Genomic DNA, 19,180 nt, shown 5'->3' with positions numbered 1-19,180 from the left:
TCTCTCTCCCCAGTTTCTGTTACTAATAGGCTTGTATGACGGAATAGGGCGTGACCATGAAAAATCGATCCACGATATTAGCAATTGGCCTGGTGATCGGGTTAGCAGGCTGTGCTTCAAATGCGTCGCTAACAGACGAGGGGGAAGTTCGCTTTCCTGATTTGGACAGCACGTATCTGAAAACCGGGGATTTTGTCGATCCCGATGATGTACTGCGCATTTCTGAAGGCCAACACAAAGACCAAGTACGTCTATTATTGGGGCATCCGCACTTTAGCGAAGGTATTTTTGGCGTGCGCGAGTGGGACTACGCCTTTAATTTTTATACTGGCAACGGCAATGAGTACATTACTTGCCAGTATAAATTGCTATTTGACCGTGATATGCGCGTCAAAAGCACTTACTGGCGTGATGCACAATGCCCAGCGCTGTTAGTTCCTATCCAGGTGGAGGAATTCGCTATAGAGCCACGCCAAGAGAAGCTAATGCTGCCAGGGGATGTGCTGTTCGACTTTGATAGCGCGCAGCTGACCCTGGAAGGTCGGCGTGCCTTAGAAAGGATAGTAGCAGCATTCGATGAAACCAAGCCGCCCACCAATGTACGAGTGGTCGGCTATGCTGATCGCTTTGGTGATGAACAACACAACCTACGTCTATCCCAGGCGCGGGCTGAAACAGTCGGCAATTACTTAGCTAGCCAAGGGGTGGCGCGTGCCAGCTTAGAGGTGGTAGGAAGAGGGCAGGCCGACCCTGTAGTGAACTGCCCTGGCAGTATAGCGACCCCAAGCGTTAGAGAGTGTTTAAAACCCAATCGAAGGGTGGAGATAACGCTGCAATACGAGAGCTAAATCAACAAAAAAATTCCTCTGTCATCACATTAATGCCCGTGTATGCCATGACCTTTATAGGTAAATGTCACGCGGGCATTTTATTACCTTGCTAACACTTTGCTACAAAAATGATCCGATAATGCAAATAGTTAATTACAGTTAACTAAGTCGGAAGGAGTATTTTCATCTGTTTAGACGTAGTGCTAATGGCACAGTATTAACAATGGTAAAAAACAAAAGTATTTTTTTAGAAAAAGCCGATTGATAAAAAGTTTTAAATGTTAAATGTATTTTTATTAATGTTGTTTGTTTTAGTGTTAGTTGTTGTTTTAGATAGAGGTGGGTGTTTCTTGTTTGTTTTATTTATCAATATAAGTATATGTTTTTATTTGTTTTTTTATTTTATTTTATTATTGGTGCTTTCTTTTTTAACTTTTTGAAAATATTGTTCGTTAGAGAAAAAGGGGTGCTGAAATATTGTAATTAATTTTTAAATATTAAATGTCGTTAAATGCCTGGAGATAGTATCGATTTTTGCTCTAATTACTGAGTATTAACAATCATGTCACTGTGTTGAGTTAGTGCTTATCTAAGTAAGAGAATGTACCCACTAAATAAACGCCTTGAACGGTGCTCATAAGATTCTGTGTTTTTACACAGAGCCTCAAGGGTACCTGCAAAGGTCGTTTGCTTATCTATCGCAGCGCTATGAAATGGTTTTTAACTGCGTGATGGCATTCGACAGTTGCCCAGTCGGAATGATGTTGCCCCAGGTTTGGTTTGCCCCTGAGCTTCAACATCGCACCGAGATGGCCAAGGGAAAAACTGTGCGAGGCGAAATCGCCTCCTCATCTGAATGGTTAGTGGAGTTCTCAGTAAATGAATAACGTATTTCGCCTAATCTGGAACCGTACGCTTGGTCGGTTGGTGGTGACATCTGAAGCGGCACGCAGCCGCGATAAAGCGGCCACACGGCAAGGGGTGGTCGGCCAACTGCCGGCACCGGAAGTCGCCTCAAATATTCCCGCTCTGCTGCGCCCCGTGGTCGCCGCAGTGGCACTCGCCGTTGGCTCAATAACGCTGGTTTCTCCAGTGCAGGCTGATGCGTTAATGAATGCAGATAGCTGTGCCAATCAGGGGTTTAATAACACCCGTATTGGCATTGGCTCTGGGGCGAAAGCCTGTGGTGACGGTTTGATCGCTATTGGCTGGGGTGCTGAAGCGACTGGCGTTGACCTTGTTTTTCCTCCCAATCCTGATGTGCAGAGCGGCGTTGCTATTGGGCGTGCATCCTCCGCGACAGGTGGTGTTGCCATAGGTCATCGTGCTGCAGCGGGTGGATCGAACAGTGATGGGACTAGCAGTGTGGGTACTGCTATTGGTGGTGGTTCTGTCGCGAGGGGGCACCGTTCCATTGCCATCGGCACCGTTGGCAATCGCCCAACAGTTGCGTCAGCCAATTGGGCTATGGCGTTGGGAACGAATGCAACTGCTTCGGAGGTTCGCTCTGTCGCACTTGGGCCGGAGGCAAAAGCTAAAGGTGTAGGCTCTCTCGCCATGGGCGATGGCGCGGTGGCAGAGTCTATACGTGTAACAACCCAGGCGTTGTACGATGCCCCTACCAGTAATCCAAATGGTTACGAGGTGGGTGATTATTTGCCGACCACGGCGGTGGGGGCGGGGGCAACGGCGAATTCAGGGACTGCTATCGGCCATGATGCGGTCGCTGGACGTGAATCTGGAAATGGGGATGGTTTAATTAACACCGGCACGGCCCTTGGTGCTGGTGCACAGGCCACCGGCAACACCTCCATTGCTATTTCGCCCGCTGCTTATGCACCTGCCATAGCTGATGGATTGGGTGCTATTGCAGTGGGGTATGACACCCGGGCAAATGAGCTGGGTTCGCTTGCTATTGGTATTCGAGCGGAAGCAGCCGAAGCGGCTATGGCGTTTGGGTATGGTGCAAAGGCCCTCGGAAAGGGGGGGAGCGCACTCGGTGGTGATGCAAAGGCAACGGGGAATCGTTCCGTTGCCATTGGGGCTGCGGAAGCAGCTAAGGCTGGCGATATCGCCATTGGGGATGAAGCATACGCCGAAGGCGGTGTGGACGGTTCCGGTAACCCTATGTCTGCTCTCGCGGTGGGCTTTGGTGCCGAAGCGGTGGGCGAAGATGCCGCGGCCTTTGGTAATAATGCAAAGGCAAGAGCTAACTATGGTCTTGCTGTAGGTAATTTTGCTGAGGCTAATGGTGTACAGGCATCTAGTCTGGGCAATGGAGCTAAAGCCAATGGCGATTACAGTTTAGCGCTAGGTAATATTGCTAAAGCTAACGGTGTGAGTGCCTCCAGTGTGGGTAATTTTGCTGAAGCCGATGGCGATTACAGCATAGCGCTAGGTGAATTTTCTGAAGCCGGTGGATCCCGTAGTACAGCGGTAGGTAGTGGTGCTAAAGCGAGTGCTGAGAATGCTTGGGCATCAGGTAGCGATGCAGTTGCCAGTGCTAATGGCGCCATTGCTTTAGGTAAGCAGTCACAAGCAACGGTTGAAAACACCGTTGCAATGGGTACCAATGCTGAGGCTTCAGCCACCAATGCAATTGCGATTGGTAAAGATAGTTTAGCATCAGGTGTTGATACTGGTGCCATCGGCCGTGGCGCGGTTGCTACTGGCTCGTGGGCGGTAGGTACCGGTGCTAATGCCAGCAACGGCGGTCAGGCCTTTGGTGAGTACTCCACGGCCAGCGGCAATGTATCGTCTGCCTATGGCTACAATGCAACGGCTACCGGTAATCGGTCTAGCGCGCTAGGTACCAGTGCCAGAGCCGAGGGTGTTCGTTCGGTTGCGGTAGGTGATGGGGCGCTGTCAAGGAATATTGCGCTCACCTCTGTCGCATTGTCAGGCACCTCTAATCCAAATGGCTATAAAGTTGGCGATCCAATGCCCACCGTAGCAGTAGGTGCGGGTTCGCGCGCTGTTAATGGCACCGCTGTTGGGTTTGATGCTGTTGCAGGCAAGGTCGTTGGCAGTACCACTAACTCGGGTACCGCCATCGGTGGTGGTGCGCAGGCTACCGGTAATGCTTCCATCGCTATTTCACCGGCTGCTGAGGCACCGGCTATTGCTGATGGATTGGGTGCTGTCGCAATGGGGTATGACGCCCGTGCAATGCAGCTCGGCTCGCTTGCAATAGGGATTCGAGCAGATGCCAGTGAGTATGGTAATGCCTTTGGTAACAGAGCCAATGCTGGAGATTATGGCGTTGCTAACGGTTTTAAGGCGAACGCAACTGGTGAGCGAGCTATTGCGATTGGTACCGAAAGTCTTGCGTCTGTTGATGATGCAATTGCCGTAGGTACTAATGCTCGAGCCACTGGTGTAGATGCCCTGGCCATCGGTCGTGATGCCTGGGCGGCAGGTTCTGTCGCTCAGGGTGCTGTGGCGCGAGCTGCTAATGGCGGTGCGGCGTTTGGTGATGGTGCTCAGGCAACATGGCGTGAAGACAATGATCCAAATGAGAACCCAGAAACATTTGACGTTTCTGGTGCTGCGTTGGGTAAAAATGCCCTAGCGAACCGTTCAGGTGCTACCGCGCTGGGTGCCAACACGGAAGTGTTAGTGGATGGCGGCGTCGCGTTAGGTTCTGGTTCCATTTCAACCGTTGGTCCAGGTGTAAATGGTTACATTCCGGCCACCGCAGATGCGGCACAAGAGCAAGCGATCCTGGATACAGCTGCCGTTCGTGGCGCTGTTGATGTGGGCAGTCGCCAGATCACCAGCGTTGCAGCTGGTACTCAGGATGATGATGCAGTTAACGTCTCTCAGCTGAAGGCCGTGGAAACCATGGCGGCTGAAAGTGGTGTTAACTATTACAGTGTTCAGGATGATGGTACCCCTGAAGGTAACTTCAACAACGACGGTGCCACGGGTTGGAAATCTCTGGCAGCTGGTACCAATGCTAGTGCAACGAAAGATCACGCCCTTGCGGTTGGTGACGGAGCTCAAGCTATCGGGTTCGAGGCTATGGCAATCGGGCGCGAAGCAGTCGCTAGTGGGCCCAATAGCAGTATTGCCATAGGTCAGCTGGCTAAGGCGACTCAAGACTTCGCTATTTCTATCGGCAGATCGTCAGAGGCAACGGCGCAGAACGCTGTTGCACTTGGTAACGGAGCACTGGCTAGGGGTGAGCAAGGTGTTGCGCTGGGTTCAGGTTCGCTTTCTACGGTTGGCGCAGGCGTTGCTGGGTTTGTTCCAGCAGGGGCTGACGCTGCTGATGAGCAGGCTATTCTGGATACCATTGCTACCCGTGGCTCGGTAGATATCGGCAGCCGTCAAATCACTCGTGTAGCTGCGGGCACAAAGGATGGCGATGCGGTTAACGTCGCCCAGCTAAAATCGGTCAATAACTTGGCTGGCGCTGGCTGGGGTGTTCAGGTTAATGCGGAAGTGGCCGATAACGTTGCGCCGGGCGAGACCGTCCAGTTTATTGATGGCAAAAACATCGATATTACCCGCGATGGTGACCAGATCATCAAAGTGGCCACCTCTGATAACGTCGAGTTCAATCAGGTAACAATCGGCGACGCCACCAACAATACCGTCATTACCAGCACGGTTGATGGCCTGGATGTGGGCGGCGACAAGATTACCAACGTGGCAGATGGTGAGATCAGCAATACCTCGTCTGATGCGGTTAACGGTAGCCAGCTGTTTGCGACGAATACCAATGTTGATAACAACACTACCAATATCACGAACAACACCACCGAGATTGGTAAAGGCATCAACTTTGGTGACGGTGCGACGGCCAACAACTACGCGCTAGGCGACACCATTAATGTTAAGGGTGATCCCAACGTTACCTCTACCACCACGGCGGATGGTGTACAGCTTGGGCTGGCGGATGTTGTCAATATTGGCTCGACCAATCCTGTCACTATTGATGGTAATAGCGGCACCATTGGCGGCCTGACCAACAAAACCTTCGACCCGAACAACTTCACCTCTGGCCAGGCTGCGTCTGAGGACCAGTTAAGCCAAGTCACTTCGGATCTGACGACCGAAGGTCTGGACTTTGCAGGCAATGAAGGCGCTGATGTTCATCGTGACCTCGGTCAAACACTAGCGATTCAGGGTGAGGCAACCTCTGGCGGTGCCTACACCGGTGCAAACCTGAAAACGGTCACTGACCCGCTAACGGGTGCCATCAATCTGCAAATGACAGATTCGCCTGATTTCACTAACGTCAATGTGACTAATCAGTTGGATGTGGCGGGCGATACCAATATCGGCGGCAATACCACTATCCAGGGCGACACCACGGTGAAGGGCGACACCTTCCTGGGTGACAACTTCTCGGTCGTTAATAACGAAGCGATCTATAACGTTGAACCTGACCAGATCACCAATGATTACCAGGTCACCAACAAGAAGTACGTAGATAACAGCGTGACCGCGCTGGGCGACACGCCGCTGACCTTTATGGGTGACAGTGGTACTCAGTTTGATCGCAAGCTGGGTGAAACTGCCAACGTTAAAGGTGGCAGCATCGGCACATTGACCGATGGCAACATTGGTGTGGTCGCTGACGGCACTGACACTCTGAATATCAAGCTGGCTGAAAACGTTGACCTGGGCCTGAACGGCAGCGTCGTCATGGGCGACACCACCGTTAACAACGACGGCCTGACAGTTGGTGACACTATCGTCAATGGCGACAGCATCACTACCAACAACCTCACCGTGTCTGGTGAAACTAAGCTGGGCGATAACTTCGTCGTTAACAACGAAGGTAACGTCAGCTACACCGGCGACATCATTGATGGCAATAACATCGTCAACAAGGACTATGTCGACGGTAAAGAAACGCACTACTACAGCGTTAACGATGGCGGCACTATTCAAGGTAACTACGAAAACGATGGCGCCACTGGTGTAAATGCAATGGCCGCTGGCGTGAAGGCTGTCGCTACAGGGTTAGAAAACACCGCGATTGGTTTCAATACACAGGCAACGGGTAGTAATCGTGCGACGGCTGTCGGTGCAAATGCTTTGGCGTCAGCGCCTGGCACTACGTCCTTGGGCGGCTTCGCCGCGGCGACTGGCATTAGCGCAACTGCTATTGGCACTAGAGCGAATGCTTCAGGCTTAGGCTCTTCTGCGATTGGCTCAAACGCAAAAGCATCAGGTCTAGCGAGTGTTGCCTTGGGGCAGCTTTCAATGGCAGCTGGCGAAGATTCGGTAGCGGTTGGTTCCTCTAGTTCGAGTGGTTATCGAGGCGTTTCAGTCGGGAGGCAAACTGAAACGTCGGGAGAAAACGGCACTGCTACAGGTTTCTTCTCTAGGGCGAATGGTGACTACGCTGCTGCTTATGGCAGTAACTCGAAGGCTTCGGGAGATTTCTCTCTGGCAATGGGGGCTTCCTCGGAAGCAACGGCGGAAAACAGTGTGGCCTTGGGCGCAGGTTCTGTCGCCGATGGTAGCACGCTGGGCACGGCGGCTTATCAGCCGCTGGATATTAATGGCAATCCGATTGCCGTTGCAGCACCCTCGGCGGCTAGCGAAGTTTCTGTTGGTTCTGCCGGTAATGAGCGTCGCATCACCAACGTTGCAGCTGGTGCGACAGATACCGATGCGGTCAACGTCAGCCAGTTGAAAGCAGTAAATGAAGTGGCTAACACCGGTTGGAACGTTCAAGCTAACGGCGACGTTGCAACCAACGTAGCGCCAGGTGACACCGTTCAGATGATCGATGGTAAGAACATCGCCATCACACGTGACGGCAAGGATATCACTGTCGCGACGGCAGACGATGTCGAGTTCACCAATGTCGACGTGACTGAGAACCTTAACGTTGCGGGCAACACGACCATCGAAGGCGACACCACGGTGAAGGGCGATACCTTCCTTGGTGACAACTTCTCGGTCGTTAATAACGAAGCGATCTACAACGTTGAGCCTGACCAGATCATCAATGACTACCAAGTCACCAACAAGAAGTACGTAGATAACAGCGTGACCGCGCTGGGCGACACGCCGCTGACGTTTGGCGACGATGCTGGCACTACGACGGATCGTAAGCTGGGTGAGCGTCTAGACGTCGTCACCAGCAACGCCAACCTCAGCACCACGCTGACGGATGAGCAGACTCTGGAAATCGCCATGAGCGATGATCTGGACGTCAACAATGTCACGGTTAATGACTCGCTCACGGTTAACGGCCCCACCACCCTGAACGGCGGCACCACCATTGGTGACAGCCTGACCTTGCTGGCGGGCACGACCGTTGACATGGGTGGCAACCAGATCACCAACGTGGCAGCCGGTACCGAAGGCGACCACGCGGTGAACCTGGATCAGTTGACTGACGTCAGCGACGTGGCGAACAAGGGCTGGAACGTTCAGACCAACGGCGACGTTGCAACCAACGTAGCGCCAGGTGACACCGTTCAGATGATCGATGGTAAGAACATCGCCATCACGCGTGACGGCAAGGATATCACCGTAGCGACGGCAGACGATGTCGAGTTCACCAATGTCGACGTGACTGAGAACCTTAACGTTGCGGGCAACACGACCATCGAAGGCGACACCACGGTGAAGGGCGATACCTTCCTGGGTGACAACTTCTCGGTCGTTAATAACGAAGCGATCTACAACGTTGAGCCTGACCAGATCATCAATGACTACCAAGTCACCAACAAGAAGTACGTAGATAACAGCGTGACCGCGCTGGGCGACACGCCGCTGACGTTTATGGGTGACAGCGGTACTCAGTTTGATCGCAAGCTGGGTGAAACCGCCAACGTTAAAGGCGGTAACACCGGCACATTGACCGATGGCAACATTGGTGTGGTCGCTGACGGCACTGACACTCTGAATATCAAGCTGGCTGAAAACGTTGACCTGGGCCTGAATGGCAGCGTCGTCATGGGCGACACCACCGTTAACAACGACGGCCTGACCATCGCTGGTGGCCCGAGCATCACTAATACAGGCATTGATGCAGGTAACACCACCATCACCAACGTCGCACCAGGTGTTGACGGTACGGATGCGGTTAACGTTGACCAGCTGACGAACGTCAGCGACGTGGCAAACAAGGGCTGGAACGTTCAAGCCAACGGCGACGTTGCAACCAACGTAGCGCCAGGTGACACCGTTCAGATGATCGATGGTAAGAACATCGCCATCACACGTGACGGCAAAGATATCACTGTCGCGACGGCAGACGATGTCGAATTCACCAATGTTGACGTGACTGAGAACCTTAACGTTGCGGGCAACACGACCATCGAAGGCGACACCACGGTGAAGGGCGATACCTTCCTGGGTGATAACTTCTCGGTCGTTAATAACGAAGCGATCTACAACGTTGAGCCCGATCAGATCACCAATGATTACCAGGTCACCAACAAGAAGTATGTAGATAACAGCGTGACCGCGCTGGGCGACACGCCGCTGACCTTTATGGGTGACAGCGGTACTCAGTTTGATCGCAAGCTGGGTGAAACCGCTAATGTCAAAGGTGGCAGCATCGGCACATTGACCGATGGCAACATTGGTGTGGTCGCTGACGGCACTGACACTCTGAATATCAAGCTGGCTGAAAACGTTGACCTGGGCCTGAACGGCAGCGTTGTCATGGGCGATACCACCGTTAACAACGATGGCCTGACCATCGCTGGTGGCCCGAGCATCACTAATACAGGCATTGATGCAGGTAACACCACCATCACCAACGTCGCACCAGGTGTTGACGGTACGGATGCGGTTAACGTTGACCAGCTGACGAACGTCAGCGACGTGGCGAACAAGGGCTGGAACGTTCAGACCAACGGCGACGTTGCAACCAACGTAGCGCCAGGTGACACCGTTCAGATGATCGATGGTAAGAACATCGCCATCACACGTGATGGCAAAGATATCACTGTCGCGACGGCAGACGATGTCGAGTTCACCAATGTTGACGTGACTGAGAACCTTAACGTTGCGGGTGATACTGCGATTGGTGGTAACACGACGATCGCGGGCAACACGACCATTGAAGGCGACACCACGGTGAAGGGCGATACCTTCCTGGGTGATAACTTCTCGGTCGTTAATAACGAAGCGATCTACAACGTTGAGCCTGACCAGATCACTAACGACTACCAAGTAGTCAACAAGAAGTATGTCACTCAGGCGGGCGACGACCTGATCGACAACAACCCGCTGACGTTTGGCGACGATGCTGGCACTACGACTGATCGTAAGCTGGGTGAGCGTCTAGACGTCGTCACCAGCAACGCCAACCTCAGCACCACGCTGACGGATGAGCAGACTCTGGAAATCGCCATGAGCGATGATCTGGACATCAACAATGTCACGGTTAATGACTCGCTCACGGTTAACGGCCCCACCACCCTGAACGGCGGCACCACCATTGGTGACAGCCTGACCTTGCTGGCGGGCACGACCGTTGACATGGGTGGCAACCAGATCACCAACGTGGCAGCCGGTACCGAAGGCGACCACGCGGTGAACCTGGATCAGTTGACTGACGTCAGCGACGTGGCGAACAAGGGCTGGAACGTTCAGACCAACGGCGACGTTGCAACCAACGTAGCGCCAGGTGACACCGTTCAGATGCTCGATGGCAAGAACATCGCCATCACGCGTGACGGCAAAGATATCACTGTCGCGACGGCAGACGATGTCGAGTTCACCAATGTCGACGTGACTGAGAACCTTAACGTTGCGGGTGATACCAATATTGCAGGTGACACTATCATTGGTGGTAACACCACCATCAACGAAAACTTGACGGTTGAAGGTGACACCTACCTGGGTGACAGCTTCTCAATCGTGAACAACGAAGCGTTCTACGACGGCCCGGTGACGGAAGATAACCACATCACCAACAAGAGCTACGTGGATAACTCAGTGACCGAGCTGGGCGACACGCCGCTAACGTTTGGTGCTAACGAAGGTGACGACACTGATCGCCGCCTGGGTGACCGCCTGGACATCGTAGGCGAGGAAGATGCGGAAGGTGATAGCAACATCATCACCAAGATCACGGATGAAGAAACCCTCGAACTGGCGCTGAATGACGATCTTAAGATCGGCAACAGCATCACCGTGGGCGACACCTTCATTGATGGTGACAGCGTCACCACCAACAACATGACGGTGAACGAGAACCTGACGGTACAAGGCGAGACCCGCCTGGGTGACAACTTCTTCGTCAACAACGAAGGTAATGTCACTTACACCGGCGACATCACCGAAGGCGACCACATCACCAACAAGAGCTACGTTGACAACAGCGTCACTGAGTTGGGCGATACGCCGCTGACCTTTGCAGGCGACAGTGGTACACCGTTCGAGCGTCGCTTGGGTGAAACCACCAACGTTAAAGGTGGTGCTGAAGGTGGTCTGACTGAAGGTAACATCGGTGTCGTGGCCGATGGTGAAGACACGCTCAACATCCAGCTGGCCGAGAACATCGACCTGGGTGAAGACGGCAGCCTGACGATCAACGAAACGCTGATCGACGGTAACCAAGTCACCACCAATAACGTCACGGTGAATGAGACTCTGACTGTTGAAGGCGACACGTTCCTGAACGAGAACCTAACGGTAGCGGGTAACACCACCATCAACGAAAACCTGACGGTTGAAGGTGACACCTACCTGGGTGACAGCTTCTCAATCGTGAACAACGAAGCGTTCTACGACGGCCCGGTGACGGAAGATAACCACATCACCAACAAGAGCTACGTGGATAACTCAGTGACCGAGCTGGGCGACACGCCGCTAACGTTTGGTGCTAACGAAGGTGACGACACTGATCGCCGCCTGGGTGACCGCCTGGACATCGTAGGCGAGGAAGATGCGGAAGGTGATAGCAACATCATCACCAAGATCACGGATGAAGAAACCCTCGAACTGGCGCTGAATGACGATCTTAAGATCGGCAACAGCATCACCGTGGGCGACACCTTCATTGATGGTGACAGCGTCACCACCAACAACATGACGGTGAACGAGAACCTGACGGTACAAGGCGAGACCCGCCTGGGTGACAACTTCTTCGTCAACAACGAAGGTAACGTCACTTACACCGGCGACATCACCGAAGGCGACCACATCACCAACAAGGACTACGTTGACAACAGCGTGACCGAGTTGGGCGATACGCCGCTGACCTTCGCTGGCGACAGCGGCGAGTCATTCGAGCGTCGCCTGGGTGAGCAGACCAACGTGAAAGGTGGTTCTGAAGGCGGCTTGACCGAAGGCAACATCGGCGTGGTGGCGGATGGGGAAGACACGCTCAACATCCAACTGGCCGAGAACATCGACCTGGGTGAAGACGGCAGCCTGACGATCAACGAAACGCTGATCGACGGTAACCAAGTCACCACCAATAACGTCACGGTGAATGAGACTCTGACTGTTGAAGGCGACACGTTCCTGAACGAGAACCTAACGGTAGCGGGTAACACCACCATCAACGAAAACCTGACGGTTGAAGGTGACACCTACCTGGGTGACAGCTTCTCAATCGTGAACAACGAAGCGTTCTACGACGGCCCGGTGACGGAAGATAACCACATCACCAACAAGAGCTACGTGGATAACTCAGTGACCGAGCTGGGCGACACGCCGCTAACGTTTGGTGCTAACGAAGGTGACGACACTGATCGCCGCCTAGGTGACCGCCTGGACATCGTAGGCGAGGAAGGTGCGGAAGGTGATAGCAACATCATCACCAAGATCACGGATGAAGAAACGCTTGAGCTGGCGTTGAATGACGATCTTAAGATCGGCAACAGCATCACCGTGGGCGACACCTTCATTGATGGTGACAGCGTCACTACCAACAACATGACGGTGAACGAGAACCTAACCGTTGAGGGCGAGACCCGCCTGGGTGACAACTTCTTCGTCAACAACGAAGGTAATGTCACTTACACCGGCGACATCACCGAAGGCGACCACATCACCAACAAGAGCTACGTTGACAACAGCGTCACTGAGTTGGGCGATACGCCGCTGACCTTTGCAGGCGACAGTGGTACACCGTTCGAGCGTCGCTTGGGTGAAACCACCAACGTTAAAGGTGGTGCTGAAGGTGGTCTGACTGAAGGTAACATCGGTGTCGTGGCCGATGGTGAAGACACGCTCAACATCCAACTGGCCGAGAACATCGACCTGGGTGAAGATGGCAGCCTGACGATCAACGAAACGCTGATCGACGGTAACCAAGTCACCACCAATAACGTCACGGTGAATGAGACCCTGACCGTTGAAGGCGACACGTTCCTGAACGAGAACCTAACGGTAGCGGGTAACACCACCATCAACGAAAACTTGACGGTTGAAGGTGACACCTACCTGGGTGACAGCTTCTCAATCGTGAACAACGAAGCGTTCTACGACGGCCCGGTGACGGAAGATAACCACATCACCAACAAGAGCTACGTGGATAACTCAGTGACCGAGCTGGGCGACACGCCGCTAACGTTTGGTGCTAACGAGGGTGACGACACCGATCGCCGCCTGGGTGACCGCCTGGACATCGTAGGCGAGGAAGGTGCGGAAGGTGATAGCAACATCATCACCAAGATCACGGATGAAGAAACCCTCGAACTGGCGCTGAACGACGATCTTAAGATCGGCAACAGCATCACCGTGGGCGACACCTTCATTGATGGTGACAGCGTCACTACCAACAACATGACGGTGAACGAGAACCTAACCGTTGAGGGCGACACGTTCCTGAACGAGAACCTAACGGTAGCGGGTAACACCACCATCAACGAAAACCTGACGGTGGAAGGCACCACGCAGCTGGGCGACAACTTCTTCGTAACCAACGAAGGTAACGTCACATACGACGGTGATATCACCGAAGGCAACCACATCACCAACAAGAGCTACGTGGATAACTCAGTGACTGAGCTGGGCGACACGCCGCTGACCTTTGGTGCTAACGAAGGTGACGACACTGATCGCCGCCTGGGTGACCGCTTGGACATCGTAGGCGAGGCTGATGAGGAAGGTAACAGCAACATCATCACCAAGCTAACGGATGAGGAAACGCTTGAGCTGGCGTTGAATGACGACCTCAAGATCGGCAACAGCATCACCGTGGGCGACACCTTCATTGATGGTGACAGCATCACCACCAACAATATGACGGTGAATGAAAACCTCACGGTGGCAGGCGAAACCCGTCTGGGCGACAACTTCATTGTGACTAACGAAGGCAACGTCACTTACACCGGCGACATCACTGAAGGCAACCACATTGTCAACAAAGACTATGTGGACGGCGGTATCGATGAACTGGGTGATCGCCCGATTTATTTCGCAGGCGATACTGGAGAAAAAGTCGCTAAGCGACTGCGCGAAACACTGACTATCTCTGGTGAACTGGCGGAAGATGCTGATGCAACAGGCGCTAACCTGCGCATCGACAGCGATAGTAAACAACTGAACTTAGTGATGGCGAAGAATCTGACAGATCTGGAAAGCATCACACTAGGTGATACGTTTATTAGCAACGAAGGCATTACCCTTGGCGACACCACCATCAATGGCGCTCGTATCTCCAGCAACAATCTTACTGTGACTGGTGAGACTAAGCTGGGCGATAACTTCTTCGCGAACAATGATGGCAACGTCACTTACACCGGTGATATCACCGAAGGCACTCACATCGTCAACAAGGATTATGTTGACGGTGCTGGTGATCAGTTGATTGCAAACAATCCGCTGACGTTTGGTGCTAACGAAGGTGAGGACACCGAACGCCGTTTGGGTGACCGTCTGGACATCGTAGGCGAGGCTGATGAGGAAGGTACCAGTAACATCATCACCAAGCTTACCGATGAGCAGACGCTTGAACTGGCGCTGAACGACGATCTCAAGATCGGTAATAGCATTGCTGTAGGTGAAGATGGTCCGGTCATCAGCGGCGATGGAATCGACATGGGTGATAACAAAATCACCAATGTGGCTGATGGTTCGGTATCGGCTGATAGCAAAGATGCTATTAACGGCTCTCAGCTTTACCAGTTGGAAAGCATTGTCACTAACGTTACTGGTGATATAAGCAACGAATATGTGACCAATAACGGCCGTGGCATCCGCTACGTGCGCACCAACGACAGCGGCTTAGCAGTGAGCGATGCCTTTGCTCAAGGGCAAGGTTCGACCGCTGTTGGCTACGAAGCCGTCGCCTCGGCTGATCGCGCGTTAGCCATGGGTTACGACGCCATTGCATCGCATCAAGGCAGCGTAGCACTAGGTGAAGGTGCTCGCACCGCTGAGGCGGTAAGCACTGCTTCGATAGAGATTGCAGGCCAAACGTACCAGTTTGCGGGCGCCTCTCCGGTAGCCACTGTCAGCGTTGGCAGCGTCGGGGCTGAACGTACGGGGACCAATGTAGCGGCAGGCCGAGTGTCGGCTGAGAGCACGGATGCTATTAACGGAAGCCAGCTGTATGCCACCAACCAGGCGGTCGGCGCACTAGACAACCGCGTTACCAATGTTGAAGGTGATATCAGTAATATCACCAACGACTTGGCTGACCTGGATGATCGCGCAGTGAAATATGACCGCAGCGACGACGGCAGTGTTGACTACAACACGATTACGTTGGAAGGCGATGGCGGTACGAAGATCACCAATGTGGCACCCGGTGATATTGCGCAAAACAGCTCGGATGCGGTGAACGGCAGCCAGCTATGGGATGTGCAGAACCAAATCACTGACATTGAGCAGGGTGGTTCCAAGTACTTCCGAGCCAACAGTGAAGGCCCTGTCGCAGACCCGCAAGGGGCCGACAGCATCGCCATGGGGTCAAGCAGCGTTGCTGCAGGCGACCGTAGCGTTGCCTCGGGGGCTGGAGCACAGGCCAATGCCGAAGGCAGTGTTGCACTTGGTGCGGATTCCGTTGCTGACCGTGAAGGCATGAACGGTGAGCGTGAGCGCTTCTCCAACGAATCCGTTGCTTCCACACAGGGCGCTGTTTCTGTGGGTAGTGAAGGAAATGAGCGTCAGATCACCAACGTGGCAGGCGGTACCCAAGACACCGACGCGGTTAACGTTCGTCAGTTGGATGCGGTACAGCGTGGTGCGGTGAACTACGATCGCGATGAAGACGGCAATGTGGACTACAGCACTATCACGCTGAAAGGCGATGAAGGCACCACCATCACCAATGTGGCGCCAGGTATTAATGCCAACGATGCTGCCAACGTGGGGCAGTTGAATGACCTCGGTCGTCGTTTTGAGAACGAGATTATCAACGTGCATGGCCGTATCGACAGCGTTGAACGTAATGCTAACGCCGGTTCTGCTAGCGCGATCGCCGCCTCTACGGTGCCGCAAGCCTGGATGCCTGGTAAGAGCATGGTAGGTGTGGGGGCAGGTACCTACGGTGGCGAATCTGCGGTCTCTGTGGGTGTATCGCGCCTCTCAGACAATGGCCGCTGGGTTATCCAAGGTAAGGTGACGGGCGACTCGCAAAGCAACTTCGGCGCAGGTATTGGCGCTGGCTGGCACTGGTAAAGGAGAGCGACGTGAACAACCGTAGCAATCGCATGATGACAAAGGCGGCCCTTGGGGCCGCCAGTATAGCCGCCGTTCTCGTTTTAGCGGGCTGTGCTAGCCCGCCCAACAACGACCGTACCGAATTGCGCGACGCCGGAGATGGCTTTCCGGCGCTAGCGGGCAACTGGTACGACGGCGGACAGTTTGTTGACCCTGAAAACATTTTGCGTATTCGGGAAAGCCAAACAAAAGATCAAGTACGCCAGTTAATCGGTAACCCTCACTTCACGGAAGGGTTCTTTGGTGTTCGAGAGTGGAACTATGTTTTCAATCTCTATACAGGCAATGGAAATGAGTACATTACTTGCCAATACCAAGTGCACTATGACGATGATATGGCGTTAGAAAGCACTCGCTGGCGGGATGCGCAGTGTCCTGCGCTACTAGTGCCAATCGAAGTGGAAGAGATCGCTGCTGAGCCGCGTGAAGAGAAGCTGACGCTATCAGGCGATGTATTATTTGATTTCGATAGTGATACGTTGACGCTAGAGGGACGTCGTGCTGTTGATCAAGTGACTCAAACGATCGCAAGTGACTTCGTGAGCCCAAGTGTGTTGATCATTGGTTATACAGATCGCTTTGGTAGCGAGGCGTATAACCTAGCGTTATCCAACTCTCGTGCTGAAACGGTAGGTGCCCGTATGGCTAATCAGGGGATTAGTCGATCGAGCATTATGACGGCTGGACGTGGTATGGCAGACCCTGTTGTAGAGTGCCCAGGAAGAAGTGCAACGCCAAGTGTGACTGAGTGTTTGAGGCCAAATAGGCGAGTGGAAATTACGGTTACTGAGACGGCTCGTTAGTTGCTTATATAGCGAACTGGTACTAAAGGTAACTATTAACGGTGGGGGTACAACACTATCCCTGCTTTTGAAAACCTAAACTTAGGAAGTTGAATAATGAAGTATGTTGGCTATATCACTACGTTCGTAGCGGCAGGCGCGGTGGCAGTTGGTCTGTCTATATTTAGCATGGGCGTAATGGCAGAACAGCAGGAGCAACCATCTAAGAACACTGTGGATCAAAGCTCAGTGTGTGTAGCAGCAAGTGATGAACAAGCGCTAGGGTGTCCTGAAGGTGGTATGTTCCTGGCGCGTTTGGCCATCAACGAAAGTGACTTGCAAAACCCGCTAATACTTGAAAACCGTGTGTTGAACACGATGGCTCTTTACTGCGATACAAACTTTGAAATTCAGCATACACGCACGGGTGTGCTTTGTGTGCTGACCCATGAGCGTATCGGTACGCCAGCTGAAGATGCTGATGCTATTGAAGCGGTTGAAGAAGAGCCGGTTGAGGAAGAATCGGTTGAAGAAGATTCTTAACCGCATATTTAAATAATTATTCTTATTATTCAATATTCAATTCACATTGATTTAGGAGGTGGTTCCTTATGAGCAAACAGCGCACGACAGGCCCGGCAAAAAGCAGAGCCGCTAGTAAAAGTGAAGCCAATCAAAGCGAAAAAGAAGTAACTGCTAATGAGAGTGAGTCGGCGGTTGCCGTTGGCGAACAAGCAACGCAGCCAACTGTCACGATAGACGGTAAAGAGTACACGCTTGAAAGTCTGGGACAGCAGGGGCGAGAGCAGCTGCAAAATCTACGAGTCACAGACCAAGAGCTACAGCGTTTACAAGATCAACTGGCGATTACGCAAACAGCCCGCAATACTTATGCCCGTATACTGGCAGAAGTGACGAAGTCGGTAACGCCAGTGAAGTAATCTCGCAAGCTGTGAGATTGCTTAATATTGTTGAACGCCCGGTAGACGAAAGTCTATCGGGCTTTTGTGGAGGAAGGCTTAAATATGAGGATGCTACCCTGGTTGAGCCTTATTATTGTCGGGATTAGCACGCTAGCCAGTGCGGATTACGAGGCTGGGCTTGGTGAATATCAGCGTGGCCATTATGCCTCCGCTATCCATGAGTGGCGCACGGCAGCAGAACGAGGTAATTCAGACTCTCAGTTTGCACTGGGAATGATGTTCGAGCGCGGCCAAGGGGTTAGTGCCAGCTTAGATGAAGCCTATAAATGGTATCGACTTGCGGCGGATAATGGGCTTGCAGACGCCCAGGTTAGGTTGGCTGAGCTTTATCTTCTTGAACGTCTTGAAGGTGATTCAGGATTAGCTGCGCAGTGGTTTGAGCGGGCTGCCGAATCAGGCAATGCTGCGGCACAATTTCAACTAGGCTTATTGTATTTGGAAGGGCAGGGCGTTGATGAAAACGCTGAGCTTGCGGCGAGATGGTTTGAGTTGGCCGCTGAGCAAGGGCATGTGGCAGCACAAAACAATATCGGTAGCCTTTACGAAACAGGTCGTGGAGTAGAGCAAAGCTATACTCGTGCGTTTGAGTGGTATGAGCGTGCTGCGAAGCAGAATGACCCGTTCGCGCAAAATAATCTTGGTGCCATGCATGCTAGAGGACATGGAGTTGATCGTAATCATGCCTGGGCGGTTTTTTGGTTCGTTATGGCTGGTCAAGGTGGCAATGATTTAGCGCAAGAAAATATTAATGCCAGCCTACCTAATCTTGAAGAAAAACAAATTGCCGGAAGTCGCGTTAATATTCGTGCGGGAGCAAGTACGGATTTTGACCGTATTGCATCATTGACAAGAGGCACCGCCGTTTACGTGCTGGGAAGTATGGATGGATGGAGCCAAGTCTATTTCCAACAGGACAATGCACCCACTTTAGGTTGGATATCTAATACACTAATTGAGTGATTTTTTAATAGAAATTAGT

At 52.8% G+C, this 19,180-nt stretch carries 6 protein-coding genes; all 6 read left to right on the top strand.

Annotation, left to right across the window (positions count from 1 at the left end):
* Positions 1-56: 56 nt before the first annotated feature.
* The 6 genes from REH51_RS05470 (at position 57) to REH51_RS05445 (ending at position 19,161) form a co-directional block, all read left to right on the top strand.
* Complete coding sequence (locus tag REH51_RS05470; RefSeq protein ID WP_009724794.1) at positions 57-848, top strand: OmpA family protein; 792 nt, start codon at positions 57-59, stop codon at positions 846-848.
* Positions 849-1,709: 861 nt separating this feature from the next.
* Positions 1,710-16,394, top strand: a complete 14,685-nt coding sequence (locus REH51_RS05465; RefSeq protein WP_498937106.1) for a YadA-like family protein — start codon at positions 1,710-1,712, stop codon at positions 16,392-16,394.
* 11 nt (positions 16,395-16,405) lie between these two features.
* Positions 16,406-17,239: an OmpA family protein gene (locus tag REH51_RS05460; protein ID WP_234668035.1), complete on the top strand. Its 834-nt coding sequence runs from the start codon at positions 16,406-16,408 to the stop codon at positions 17,237-17,239.
* A gap of 96 nt (positions 17,240-17,335) precedes the next feature.
* Complete coding sequence (locus REH51_RS05455; RefSeq protein WP_498937104.1) at positions 17,336-17,761, top strand: hypothetical protein; 426 nt, start codon at positions 17,336-17,338, stop codon at positions 17,759-17,761.
* Positions 17,762-17,829: 68 nt separating this feature from the next.
* Positions 17,830-18,159 carry a DUF6447 family protein gene (locus REH51_RS05450; protein ID WP_009724784.1) on the top strand — a complete coding sequence of 110 codons (330 nt, stop codon included), beginning with the start codon at positions 17,830-17,832 and terminating at the stop codon, positions 18,157-18,159.
* An 84-nt stretch (positions 18,160-18,243) separates the two neighbouring features.
* Positions 18,244-19,161, top strand: a complete 918-nt coding sequence (locus REH51_RS05445) for an SH3 domain-containing protein (RefSeq protein WP_498937102.1) — start codon at positions 18,244-18,246, stop codon at positions 19,159-19,161.
* The last annotated feature ends 19 nt before the right edge of the window (positions 19,162-19,180 follow it).

Source organism: Halomonas bluephagenesis (assembly GCF_054790765.1).
The sequence above is the reverse complement of the archived record's forward strand: the minus strand, read 5'-3'. Positions and strand labels throughout refer to the sequence as shown.